The organism is Nocardia sp. NPDC004123 (assembly GCF_053603795.1).
Genome location: NZ_JBSGGG010000002.1, coordinates 47,424 through 59,711 on the forward strand (window position 1 = coordinate 47,424; position 12,288 = coordinate 59,711).

Below are 12,288 nucleotides of genomic sequence, written 5' to 3' on the forward strand. Positions count from 1 at the left end.
ATGTCACACGGCTACCAGGATATGAAATCCCATTCCCGAATCATGGGACGATAGGTCCACTTCGGCGCCGGTGGACCGGCCCCGGCCCGCACAAGACGCCCAGGTCCGGCTACTCGATCGACATGATCAGGTGTTTACCGTCACGCACCGTGCTCATGATGTGCTCGGTGTAGACATCGGTGGTGCCGTCCGCGTGATGCTCGGTGATGTCCACGTCGTAGGACTCCGGGGCGACCTCGACGATCTTCAGGCAGTAGGTGGTGCCCGGCTTGAGCAGATCGATGCCCTTGTGCTGGATGACGTCGGCCGGCTGGACCGTCGTCGCCTCCGGCACCACGAACGTGCGCGCCTTCGCGCCGTTGCGGTCCACGTAGAAGGCGTGCTCGAAGCCGAGAATCGCGTCGACGCCGCTGCCGGTGCCGCCCGCGCCGTTGCCGATCGTGAGCTTGCCGTCCTGCTTGGCCGGGCAGCTCAGCGCGGCGTCGGTCGCGGTGGGCGCGGCCGCGCCGGTGGTGGTGGCCCCGCCGGCCGCCGTGTCGTCCTTGCCGCGGGTGACCGCGAAGACCGCGGCGCCCGCCACCGCCAGCACCAGCACCGCCGCGCCCGCGATCAGGCCGATCCGGCGCCACGGCGGGCCCTCGGACTCCGGTTTGCGCTCCGGCACAGGAGTTTTCGGCGCCAGCGCCTTGGCGATCGGATCGTCCGCCCAGGACAGCGATTCCGATTGGGCCGCAGCCGATTCCGATGGCGGCGCGGGCGGGAAGCCGCTGGGCGCGGAGCGCCACCAGGAATCCGCGGGCCCGTCCGGCTCGGCGGTCTCATCGCCGCCCGCCGAATTCCATTCGGCGGCCGACGGATCGGCGGCGCGGGGCGTCGCCGCGTCCGTGGCTGCCGCTTGCGACCCGCCAGGCGGGATTCTCACGGTCTGTTCGACATCGGTGGTAATCGCGGGCTGCCCGGCGCCGTCCACAGCCGGATACTGGCCCGTGGACATGCCGGTGACGGGCGGGTACTGACCGGTGACCGGCTGCCACGCGTCGGGCGCGGGAAACTGCGGCGGCGCGCCCGCGGGCCGCCAGGACAGATCGGGACCCTGCGGAGCGGGCGCGGGACTCCAGCCCGGGGCGGCGGCGGTGGGCGCGGGACCGAAGTCGTTCAGCGACGGACCGAAATCATTGAGCGACGGCCCGAAGTCATTGAGCGAGGGCCCGAACCCGGAATCCGGCGGCCCGGCCGATTCCGGCTGTCGGCCCTCGGATACCTGACGGTCGGCGGATTCGTCCTTGCCCGAAGCCATCACCCGTCCTTTCGCCACAGACGCGTGGGGCGGTCGCTCCCGACCGCCCCACGCGACAACGCTGCTCCCGCCGGCACCGTATCCGGTCCCTGAGGGACCTGTCAGTACTGAACCGAACCGCCCACCTGCGCGGTCACCCCGGCGACGTCGACCGATTGCGACGGCCGATCACCCTCGGGGAGCTTACCAATCTGGGCCGCGGCCTCCAGGACGGTAGCGCCGCCCGGCAGCAGGCGGATGAAGTTCTCGGCATCGGCCTTGGCCGCATTGGCCGCGGCGGTGTCGAGCACGAACTCCATCTTCTGGTCGTTGTCGGGACCATTGCCCGCGAACGCGGTCACCTTGATCTGGTTGACCTTGGTGAAGTCCAGCGACATGCCGGCCTCACCGAGGCCGCCCGGCGTGGTGTAGCCGATGGTGCCGACGTAACCGTCCAGGTTGCTGAAGTGGTGGGTGTTGGCGGCCCAGCCCGGCAGCACCGCGCCGCCGTCGAGGTTGACGCCGAGCTCGGTGTGCGGACCGGTCATCTCGACCACCGGCGCGGCCGGGGCGGTGTCCACCGCGGGCGACTGCCAGTGCGGCTGCTGCTGCGGGGTGACGGTCGGCTGGCCGGTCATGGTGTCCACGGCCGGGTCCTGGCTCGGGGTGGTGACGGCCGGCTGCGCGTTCTGGTCGTTCGGCTTCACCGGCTGGGCGCCCTGCTGCCCCGGCTGGGTCTGCTGGCCCGGTTGGGTCGGCTGCGGGGTGGTGACCGCGGGCTGGGCCTGGGTCGACTGACCCGGCACCGGCAGCGGCGCCACGCGCGGCACGGTCACACCCGGCTGCGAGGGCCGCAGCGACTTGGGCTGCGCGGGCTGCGGGTCGGTACCGGCCGGCTGCACGTTCGGATCGCTCTTGGGCGCGTTGGCGTCCGGCTTCGGGGTGGTGCCGTCCGGCTGGGTGGCGCCCTGCGGCTGACCCGAATCCGGCTTGGCCGCACCGTTGTCCGGTGCCGGGGTGTTCGGCGTGGTCGGGGTGGTGACGCCCGGCTGGCTCTGCTGCGGCTTGGTGGTGCCCGGCTGCACGTTCTCCGGCTTGGGCGCGGGCACGACCTGTGCCTTCGCGTCCGGGGCGGGCGACTCGGTGGGCGGCTGGGTGCCGTCGGGCTGCTGCTGATCGGCCGGGACCGCGCCCGGGTCGGCGGGGGCGGCGTTGGCGGGCGCGGACAGCAGCGACACCACCGCGGCCGCACCGGCCAGCGTCAGGGAGGTGCTCGCCTTGATCCGACTCGGCTTGCGGTGCTTCACGTTTCGCTCAATTCCTTCGTCCCTCGGCGGCACGATCGCTCCGGGCATCGAAGAGCCTCGCATCGGAGGGGAATTGAGAACCCCCCGTACGTAACGCTCGCGACCGCCCTGCCGATCGCTTCCGCCGCGAACTTAATCACAAGGGAGACAAGGCAGCAAGACGGGCCGGTAACAAAGGGGTCCGAAACGTATTGCGGCTAGTCCAGATCGTCGTGCCGCATGAGCTGACGCGCGGCCTCGGTGACCGATCCGGTGAGCGACGGATACACCGAAAACGTCTGGGCCAGATCATTCACCGTGAGGTTGTTCTGCACCGCCAGCGCGATCGGCAAGATCAGTTCGGAGGCGATAGGGGCCACGACGACACCACCGATCACCACGCCGGTGGCGGGGCGGCAGAAGATCTTCACGAAACCCCGTCGCAGGCCCGACATCTTGGCGCGCGGGTTGGTGTTCAGGGGCAGCATGACCGTACGGGCCGGGACCTCGCCATTGTCGATGGCGGTCTGCGAGACGCCGACGGTCGCGATCTCCGGGCGCGTGAACACGGCGGAGGCAACGGTCTTCAGGCGAATCGGCTGCACGCCCTCACCCAGCGCGTGGTACATGGCGATGCGGCCCTGCATGGCGGCCACCGATGCCAGCGGCAGCAGGCCGGTGCAGTCGCCGGCCGCGTAGACGCCGGGCGCGGTGGTCCGCGAAACCCGGTCCACCCGCAGGTATCCGCCCTTGTCCAGCTCGATCCCGAGCCGTTCCAGGCCCAGCCCGGTGGTGTTCGGAATGGAACCGACGGTCATCAGCGCGTGGGTGCCGCTGATATTGCGGCCGTCGGACAGCTTCACCACGATGCCCTCGGCGGTGCGCTCCACCGCGTCGGCGCGGGCGTGCTTGACCAGCTCCACACCGCGCTCCGCCAGCGCATCCTCCAGCACCAGGGCGGCGTCGGCGTCCTCGCCGGGCAGCACGCGGTCGCGGCTCGAGACGAGTTTCACCTGCACGCCCATCTCGGTATAGGCGGAGACGAATTCGGCGCCGGTCACACCGGAACCGACGACCACCAGGGTCTCGGGCAGCTCCTTGAGGTCGTAGAGCTGACGCCAGTTCAGGATTCGCTCGCCGTCCGGCTCCGCGCCGGGCAGCACGCGCGGGCTGGCGCCGGTGGCGATGAGCACCACCTCGGCCTCGATGACCCGTTCCTGGCCGTCGGCGAGGGTGGCCTTGACCAGGTGGGTGGCCAGACCCGGGGCCTGGTCGATGAGTTCCCCGTAGCCGGACAGCACGGTCACGCCGGCGGTCTGCAGCTTGACGCGGATATCGGAGGACTGGGCCTGCGCGAGCGCCTTGACGCGGGAGTTCACCTCGGCCAGGCGCACCTGCGCCTGCGAGGGATGCACGGTGATGCCCAGGTCACGAGCGCGGCGCAGATCGGTGCGCACGCCGGTGGAAGCGATGAAGGTCTTGGACGGCACGCAGTCCCACAGCACGCAGGCGCCGCCGATGCCGTCACTGTCGATCAACGTGACCGGCGCCCCGTGCTGTGCCGCCACCAGCGCCGCTTCATATCCGGCGGGGCCGCCACCGATGATCGCAATGCGGGTCATTGTTCCTCCGCTTTCAGGTCGGCACCCGGGATCTCCGGTGCCGGTCTCTAACGTTATCCCCGCAGCTACCTACAGCTTTAACCGCGTCTCCGGACAATTTTCACACTGTGGCGCATTCCATTCGGGGAGGCGGCGTGTCATGACGGGCGGACGCGCGAACTCGCCGTCACCCCAGGCAGAACCGGCATCGAGCGGGGCGAACGCGGCTTCCGGCGATTCCGCGGCAATCGATCGGGCCCGCGCGAACCGCCTTGTGATCGGGATCGGGGATGGTCTTCCGGGTTTGTTCGATAGGCTTTCCTGGTGCCGATTTACGCCGCCTATGGGTCCAACATGGATCCCGAGCAGATGCTCAAGCGCTGTCCGCACTCTCCGGTGTACGGAACCGGCTGGCTGGAGGGGTGGCGACTCACCTTCGCCGGCGACGACATCGGCTGGGAGGGACCGCTGGCGACGGTGGTCGAAGAAGCCGGGCAACGGGTCTTCGTGGTGCTCTACGACGTCCCCGGTGAGGACGAGCTGAGCCTCGACCGCTGGGAGGGGTCGGACTTCGGCATCCACAAGAAGATCCGCCTGCGCGTCACCCCGAACGCGGGCACCGGCAGCGAGCCGGTACTGGCGTGGTTGTACGTCCTGGATGCCTACGAGGGCGGGCTACCCTCCGCGCGCTACCTGGGCGTCATCGCCGACGCCGCCGAGAAGGCCGGTGCGCCAAACGATTACACGCACGCGCTACGCACCCGCAACAGCAAGAACGTCGGCCCCGGCACCTTCGGGCCGTAGCGCGCGGCGCATCGGACGCAGTCCGACGGATCAGCGGGGCAGGGCCGGAAGATTCGGCGCGGCGCCGCTGTTACGGGAACCGGAAACGATCTCCGAACCGTCGAAAGAGTGAAGCCGATGCCCGCCACCCCCGTACCCGCCCCGATCGCCGAATTCCTGTCCCGCCCCAACCCGGCGATCTTCGCCTCGAATCGCCCGGACGGCCAGCCGGTTTCGGTCGCCACCTGGTATCTGTACGAGAACGGCCGAATCCTGGTGAACCTGGCCGACTTCCGTAAGCGCCTGGACTACCTGCGCGAGGATCCCCGCATCAGCCTCACCGTTCTCGACGGCGACAACTGGTACAGCCACGTCAGCATCCAGGGCCGCATCGTCTCCCTGGAGAACGACCCCGACTCCTCGGTCATCGACCGCATCGCCCAGCACTACATCGGCAGCGACTACGCCGTCCGCGACCAGAAGCGCGTCTCCGCCTGGATCGAGATCGACCGCTGGCACGCCTGGGGCGACATCGCCGGCAAGGTGAAGTAATTCCGCCGCAAGGCGAAGCAATTCCCCGAAACGTGAAGCCGGGCCGCACTTTTCAGTGCGGCCCGGCCTCGTTGTCTCTGGTCAGCCGGCGTTCAGCACGATGTTGGTGAAGACCCGGACTCCGGCGGCGAGGGCGCGCTCGTCGAGGTCGAAGGTGGCCTGGTGCAGGTCGAGTTGCTCGCCCTGACCGGACCAGACGCCGAGCCGGGCCATGGCGCCGGGAACCTCCTCCAGATACCAGGAGAAGTCCTCGCCGCCGCCGGACTGCGGGGTGTCGGCGAGGGCGTCGGGGTCGAGACCGCGGATGGCGTCCTCGAACATGCGCACGGCCTGCTCGTCGTTGACCACCGGCGGCACGCCGCGCTTGTAGTTGAGCTGGTAGCGGACGCCGGTGGGTGCCAGCAGGCCCTCGACGATCTCGCGGACCATGGGCTCGAGCAGCGACCAGGTGGCGTGATCGCCGGTGCGGACGGTGCCGGTGAGCATGCCGGTCTGCGGAATCGCATTGGGCGCCTTGCCCGCCGACACCGCGCCCCACACCATGACCGTGCTGGTGCGCGGGTCGATGCGGCGGGAGAGCAGGCCGGGCAGGCCGGTGATGACCGTGCCGATGGCGTAGACCAGGTCGCTGGTCAGGTGCGGGCGGGAGGTGTGGCCGCCGGGCGAGTCCAGCACCAGCTCCACGGTGTCGGCGGCGGAGGTGATCGGACCGACCCGGATGCCGACCCGGCCCACCTCCAGCCGCGGGTCGCAGTGCAGCGCGAACATGCGCGAGACGTCCTCCATGGCGCCCGCGGCGACCATGTCGATGGCGCCGCCGGGCATGACCTCCTCGGCGTGCTGGAAGACCAGCCGCACGCCGACCGGCAGGTCCTCGATCTCGGCCAGCGCCAGCGCGGTGCCGAGCAGGATCGCGGTGTGCGCGTCGTGCCCGCAGGCGTGTGAGACGCCCGGCACGGTGGAGGCGAACGGCAGCCCGGTGTACTCCTGCAGCGGCAGCGCGTCCATGTCGGCGCGCAGGCCGATGCGCGGGCCGTCGGGGCCGATGTCACAGATCAGGCCGGTGCCGCTCGGCAGCGTGCGCGGCTCGAGCCCGGCCTTGACCAGCCATGACTCCACGAATTCGGTGGTACCGAACTCGGTCCGGGACAGCTCCGGGTTGGCGTGGATATGGCGACGCCACGTCGTGAGGTCGTCCATGTGCTCCGCGAGCCACGACTCCACTACCTCGTGCCCGGTCGCCGATTCCGTCGCGGCGCCGGCCGGCGTCTGCGTGTTGTTCACGCACGACGCCGCCAGTGGTCCGTTGACGCGCGCCGCGGACCGGCCGGTTGTGCTCACCGAATGTCCTCCTGTCGCTGAAACTGCCGTTGTATGACTCGTTCCGACAACCTGTCCCTGTGCAATTTGTCGCCTGCGATGTGTATCGCGGTGCGAGCCAGTGCCGTTGCCCCGTCCAGGACGGCGCGATCGGCCGACGCGTTCACGGCGGCAGCCGCGAACGCGGGCTGGTGGGTCACCGCACCGCCTGCATCGATGCCGATGACCGGGTGGATACCGGCGATGACATTGGTGACATTGCCCATATCGGTGCTGCCCAGCGGCCGTGCCGCCTCGAATTCCGGGGCGATCGGCTCGCGGCCGAGTGCGGTGATCTGCTCGCGATAGGCGCACAGCAGTGCGCTATCGGGAGTGAGCTCGGTGTATGTCGGCGCAAGCTTCCGGATTTCGTGTGTGCACCCGGTCGCCAGGGCACCTGCCTCGAAACATGCTGATGCTCGTTGCATCAGATCATCGAGGGTCGCGGAGTCGACCGCACGTAGGTAATACAGCAGTTCCGCGTGTCCGGGCACGATATTCGGGGCGACGCCGCCCGATCCGACTATACCGTGGAGTTGTTGTCCGGGCAGGAGATGTTGTCGTAGCAAACCTAGAGCAACTTGCGCGACGGTCACGGCATCGAGGGCGTTTCGCCCGTACTGCGGCGCGGCGCTGGCATGCGATTCCCGGCCGTGGAAAACCACCGACAAATCGGCGAGGGCCAGCGAATGTGCACCGGCGATATCCTCCGGGCCCGGGTGCACCATCATGACCATGGCGACATCGTCGAAGACACCGCGCTCGAGCATGAGCACCTTGCCGCCGCCGGACTCCTCGGCGGGCGTGCCCAGCACCTTCACCGTGATGCCGCAGGCGTCGGCGACCGCGGCCAGGCCCAGCGCCGCGCCGACCCCGGCGGCGGCGATGATGTTGTGGCCGCAGGCGTGGCCGATTTCGGGGAGGGCGTCATATTCGGCACAAATGCCGACTACCAGGTCTCCGCTACCGTATTCGGCGGTGAATGCGGTCGGCAGTTCCGCCACGCCCGATTCGATGCGAAATCCGCGTTCCCGCAACGGCTCGATTGTCTTTGCGACACTGCGGAATTCCTCGAAGGCCAGCTCGGGTTCCGCATGAATGTCGTGGGAGAGTGCGATCAGCTGATCGCGGTACCCGGCGACGGCCGCGTCGGCCGCGGCGAGCAGGGCCGGATCCGCCGATGCCACGGCAGCATTCGAGGACGGCACAGACGAGTCGTGCCGACCGATCGGTACGCAGGATCTCCGGTCATCGCCGTTGCGCGATGGTGACATCCCAACAGTCTCGCACTGCCGCGCAACTCTGTCGCAGCAGGTAAGCCGGAAAATCTCCGGCAGAGTGCGGGACACGCAGAAATCATCGCGGCACGCTCAGCAATCAGGGGTTCGAGGGCGAGCCCTCGAACCCCTGCACAGCGGACGGAACGGACCTTTACGGATTGAAGGCCAGGTTCTCCGGGGTCGTCTCCACGGCCAGCCCGGCCAGCGCCTGCTGGTGCAGCGCGCGCTTGATGACCGGCAGGTTCGGCTTGCGGTTGCCCTTGAGCATGTCGGCCCGCGCGACCGCGGTGGCCAGCAACACATCCGCATCCGCCTTGGCGTCCACGATGCCCGCGGCGATGGCGTCATCGGCGGCGTAGCGGCGGCCGGTGGTCATGGCCTCCACCGCGACCTGATTGACCAGGCGATTGGTCAGCAGCGCGTTCATGGCGACGGTGAACGGCATACCCAGGTGCACCTCGGGCAGGCACCAGAAGCCGCGGTCGGCGCGCATGATCCGGAAGTCGCAGGAGGTGGCGAGCATGGCGCCGGCGCCGAAGGCGTGGCCGTTCACCGCGGCGACCGTGGGCAGGCCGAAGGCCAGCAGGCGGCTGTAGAGCGAGTGCACGCGGTCGAGGTACCAGCAGTTCTTGTCGAAGTTGCCGAACAGCCAGTCGGTGTCGAGGCCGTTGGAGAAGAACTTGCCGTCGGCGGTGACCACCAGGGCGGCCGGGCCCTCGGACGCCTCGACCTCGTCGAGCAGCGCGTGGACCTCGGTGATCCAGTCGGGGTGGAAGCGGTTCTCGTTGTCGATGGCCTGTCCCTCGGTCCCGAGGTACAGCACGAACACATCCCCATCACGCTTCAAGTACGGCATGCGTGCAGCGTAGCGGGGGCGGGGCAGATACCTACCGACGGGTATTTATGCCGACGCGACGACTGATTTCGCGAGGATCGGGGTAATTCATCGGGTACGTCCGAAATCGGGTCGGCACCCGACCGCCGGCACGACTGCCGGCGGCACCCGAGCCGGGCGCAGAAATTGCGGGGAGGCGGTTCCGACAAAGGGGATGAAAAAGGCAGGTCGGGGACACACCCGGGGCGTACGAGATCACCTGGTACTAGGGTGGGCGACATGCTAGCCGAGAAGGCCATGGGCGGGGTTTCCGAACTAGCCGCCGAAGCCATTGCGCAACGAACGGGAGTGCAGCAGCACCGGATTGCCGTGGTGCTGGGGTCCGGCTGGCAGGAAGCTGCCGCCGAGATCGGCGAACCGGCCGCCTCCATTCCGATGGCCGAGGTGCCGGGATTCGGATCGCCCACCGCCCAGGGGCACCAGGGCACCATTCATTCCGTCACGGTCGGTGACGCGCCGGTGCTGCTGCTCATGGGCCGCCAGCATCTCTACGAGGGCCACGCGCCCGGCCAGGTCGTGCACAATGTGCGCACCGCACTGGCCGCCGGCGCGCAGACCGTGCTGCTCACCAATGCCGCGGGCGGGATTCGTGACGGGCTGTCGGTCGGCGAGGCGGTACTCATCTCCGACCACATCAACCTGACCGGGCGCACCCCCATCGAGGGCGCGAACTTCGTCGACCTGGTCGACGCCTGGGATCCCGAATTGCGGGCGCTGGCAAAGGAAATCGAGCCCGGCCTGACCGAGGGCGTGTACGCGGGCCTGACCGGGCCGCAGTACGAGACCCCCGCCGAGATCCGCATGCTGCGCACCATGGGCGCGGACCTGGTCGGCATGTCCACCGTGCTGGAGGCCATCGCCTGCCGCGAGGGCGGGGCCAAGGTGCTCGGCATCTCGCTGGTCACCAACCTGGCCGCCGGGGTCACCGGCGCGCACCTCTCGCACGCCGAGGTGCTGGCCGAAGGCCACGCCGCCGCACCGCGATTGGGCAAACTGCTGCGCGGCGTGCTGGAACGCCTCTAGGCGCGCGGGGATGCTGCGCTTCGGAACCGCCGGGCTGCGCGGTCCGCTCCAGGACGGCCCGGACGGCATGAACGTGGACACCGTCTCGCGGGCTTCCGCCGGGATCGCCGCCTGGCTGCGCGACCGCTGCCTGGGCGGCGGACTGGTGATCGTGGGTCGCGACGCCCGGCACGGCTCCGCCGAATTCGCCGCCGCGACGGCGGAAGTCTTTGCGGCGGCCGGTTTCTCGGTGCTGACACTCCCCCGCCCGCTGCCCACACCGGTGGTGGCCTTCGCGGTCCGCGAACTGAAAGCCGTTGCCGGAGTACAGATAACCGCCTCCCACAACCCCGCCACCGACAACGGCTACAAGGTCTACCTCGACGGCGGCTCCCAGCTCATCCCACCGGCCGACGCCGAGATCGAGCGCTGCATCGACGCCGTCACCGGGCATATCCCCCGCACCGCACCTGCGGCCCCGGACCCGAGCATTCTCGGACTACCCGCGGGCACTCCCGCCGAAGAGTTGGGCGAGGAGATCGTCCGCCGCTATCTGGCCCGAGTCACCCTGCTGCCCAGCCTGATCGGCGGCGAGGCCGCGACCCGGCGGCGCAGTGAGATTCGAATCGCGCTGACCGCCATGCACGGGGTCGGCGGGGAGTTGGCGGTGGCCGCGCTCCGGGGTGCGGGGTTCGGCGACGTGCTGGTGGTCACCGAGCAATTCGCGCCGGATCCGGATTTTCCGACGGTCGCGTTTCCGAATCCCGAGGAGCCGGGCGCGGCTGATCTGCTGCTGGGGCTGGCCGAACGACTGGACGCGGATATCGCCATCGCGCTCGATCCGGATGCGGATCGGTGCGCGCTCGGGGTGCGGGGACCGCACGGGTGGCGGATGCTGCGGGGCGACGAAACCGGGGTGCTGCTGGGCGATTTCGTGCTGCGGACGGCCGCGCCGGACTCCCTGGTGGCCACGACCATCGTGTCGTCGCGGCTGTTGAGCAAGCTGGCTCCGGCGCGCGGGGCACGGTACGCGGAGACGCTGACCGGGTTCAAGTGGCTGGCCCGCGCGGGTGCGGGCCTGGTGTACGCGTACGAGGAGGCGATCGGCCACTGCGTGGACCCGGCCGCGGTGCGCGACAAGGACGGTATCTCCGCGGCGGTCGTCGCGGCGGATCTGGTGGCACAGGTGAAGGCGGAAGGGCGAACGCTGTTCGACGTCCTCGACGACTTCGCGGTCGAATTCGGTGTGCACGCCGGGGATCAGGTGTCGCTGCGACTGCCGGATGTGAGCGAGGCTGCGGCCGTGGTGGCCCGGCTGCGTGAGATGCCACCGACCGAGATCGCCGGGGAAGCGGTGAGCTGCACCGATATGGCGCGGCTGCGCGGGCAGATGCGTACCGACGCACTGGTTTTCGAGGGCCCGACACTACGCGTGGTGATCCGGCCGTCCGGTACCGAGCCGAAGCTCAAGTGCTATCTGGAGACGGTCGTGCCCGTGGCCGATCGGGACGGTCTCGCCGAAGCCAAGGCCGCTGCGGCGCAGCGGCTCTCCGAGATCCGGATGTTCTGCGAGAAGCTCTGAGCCCGGAAGCGGTTCAGCGCGGGCCGAATTGGCGATCGCCGGCGTCGCCGAGACCGGGGACGATATAGGCGTCGGAGTTGAGGCCGCGGTCCACCGAGGCGGTGACCAGGCGCACGGGATGACCCGACTTCTCCAGGGCGGCAATGCCTTCCGGCGCGGCGACCACGCACAGCACGGTGATGTCGTGAGCATTGCGGGTAGCCAGCAGGTCCAGGGTGTAGACCATGGAGCCGCCGGTGGCGAGCATGGGGTCGAGCACCATGACCGGGGTGCCGGACAGATCGTCGGGTAGCGACTCCATGTACGGGGTCGGCTGATGCGTCTCCTCGTCGCGGGCCAGGCCCACGAACCCGATCCGGGCGTCCGGGATCAGGTTCTCCGCGGTCTCCACCATGCCCAGCCCCGCGCGCAGCACCGGAACCAGCAATGGCGGAGCATTCAGCCGCGTCCCCTCCGCCGCGGCCACCGGCGTGACGATCGGGAATCGCTCCACCGAGGCGTCTCGCATGGCCTCATAGACCAGAATCCCGGTCAGGTCCCGGAGCGCGGCCCGGAATGTCGGATTGGTCGTCCGGGCATCTCGCATGGTGGTCAGCAAAGCGGCAGCGAGCGGATGGTCCACGACGAGTGTGCGCATACGAAAACCATAGGTCAGCACCGCCGTCCGCGATC

Annotated in this window: 11 protein-coding genes; 4 read left to right on the forward strand and 7 right to left on the reverse strand. The window is 69.3% G+C overall.

Annotated features, from left to right (window positions below; translation table 11 throughout):
• Positions 1 to 109: 109 nt before the first annotated feature.
• The 3 genes from ACWEQQ_RS02660 to ACWEQQ_RS02670 all read right to left on the reverse strand — a co-directional run bounded on the left by ACWEQQ_RS02660 (position 110) and on the right by ACWEQQ_RS02670 (position 4,184).
• The gene (locus tag ACWEQQ_RS02660; protein WP_452346900.1) at positions 110 to 1,297 is read right to left on the reverse strand and encodes a hypothetical protein; all 1,188 of its coding nucleotides are present in this window, start codon (positions 1,295 to 1,297) and stop codon (positions 110 to 112) included.
• A gap of 101 nt (positions 1,298 to 1,398) precedes the next feature.
• Positions 1,399 to 2,583 (reverse strand): hypothetical protein, encoded by a 1,185-nt coding sequence (locus tag ACWEQQ_RS02665; protein ID WP_452338493.1) that lies wholly within the window; start codon positions 2,581 to 2,583, stop codon positions 1,399 to 1,401.
• 197 nt (positions 2,584 to 2,780) lie between these two features.
• Positions 2,781 to 4,184 (reverse strand): NAD(P)H-quinone dehydrogenase, encoded by a 1,404-nt coding sequence (locus ACWEQQ_RS02670; protein ID WP_452346901.1) that lies wholly within the window; start codon positions 4,182 to 4,184, stop codon positions 2,781 to 2,783.
• Positions 4,185 to 4,487: 303 nt separating this feature from the next.
• On the opposite strand from ACWEQQ_RS02670, the gene ACWEQQ_RS02675 reads away from it, so the two are divergent.
• Positions 4,488 to 4,967, forward strand: a complete 480-nt coding sequence (locus ACWEQQ_RS02675) for a gamma-glutamylcyclotransferase (RefSeq protein ID WP_356997244.1) — start codon at positions 4,488 to 4,490, stop codon at positions 4,965 to 4,967.
• A 117-nt stretch (positions 4,968 to 5,084) separates the two neighbouring features.
• The gene (locus tag ACWEQQ_RS02680) at positions 5,085 to 5,498 is read left to right on the forward strand and encodes a PPOX class F420-dependent oxidoreductase (RefSeq protein WP_379381939.1); all 414 of its coding nucleotides are present in this window, start codon (positions 5,085 to 5,087) and stop codon (positions 5,496 to 5,498) included.
• Between the two features lie 81 nt (positions 5,499 to 5,579).
• On the opposite strand, the gene ACWEQQ_RS02685 is transcribed toward ACWEQQ_RS02680, so the two are convergent.
• The 3 genes from ACWEQQ_RS02685 to ACWEQQ_RS02695 all read right to left on the reverse strand — a co-directional run bounded on the left by ACWEQQ_RS02685 (position 5,580) and on the right by ACWEQQ_RS02695 (position 8,993).
• Positions 5,580 to 6,698 (reverse strand): M20 family metallopeptidase, encoded by a 1,119-nt coding sequence (locus ACWEQQ_RS02685; protein WP_452338530.1) that lies wholly within the window; start codon positions 6,696 to 6,698, stop codon positions 5,580 to 5,582.
• A gap of 137 nt (positions 6,699 to 6,835) precedes the next feature.
• Positions 6,836 to 8,023 (reverse strand): M20 family metallopeptidase, encoded by a 1,188-nt coding sequence (locus tag ACWEQQ_RS02690; RefSeq protein WP_379394972.1) that lies wholly within the window; start codon positions 8,021 to 8,023, stop codon positions 6,836 to 6,838.
• 265 nt (positions 8,024 to 8,288) lie between these two features.
• On the reverse strand, positions 8,289 to 8,993 hold the full coding sequence (locus tag ACWEQQ_RS02695) for an enoyl-CoA hydratase/isomerase family protein (RefSeq protein ID WP_452338491.1): 705 nt from the start codon (positions 8,991 to 8,993) through the stop codon (positions 8,289 to 8,291).
• Positions 8,994 to 9,251: 258 nt separating this feature from the next.
• On the opposite strand from ACWEQQ_RS02695, the gene ACWEQQ_RS02700 reads away from it, so the two are divergent.
• Complete coding sequence (locus ACWEQQ_RS02700) at positions 9,252 to 10,055, forward strand: purine-nucleoside phosphorylase (RefSeq protein WP_379394875.1); 804 nt, start codon at positions 9,252 to 9,254, stop codon at positions 10,053 to 10,055.
• Positions 10,056 to 10,065: 10 nt separating this feature from the next.
• Positions 10,066 to 11,616: a phospho-sugar mutase gene (locus ACWEQQ_RS02705; protein ID WP_452346902.1), complete on the forward strand. Its 1,551-nt coding sequence runs from the start codon at positions 10,066 to 10,068 to the stop codon at positions 11,614 to 11,616.
• 13 nt (positions 11,617 to 11,629) lie between these two features.
• On the opposite strand, the gene upp is transcribed toward ACWEQQ_RS02705, so the two are convergent.
• Entirely contained in the window at positions 11,630 to 12,253 is a 624-nt protein-coding gene (upp, locus tag ACWEQQ_RS02710; RefSeq protein WP_452346903.1) for a uracil phosphoribosyltransferase, read from the reverse strand.
• Between the last annotated feature and the right edge of the window lie 35 nt (positions 12,254 to 12,288).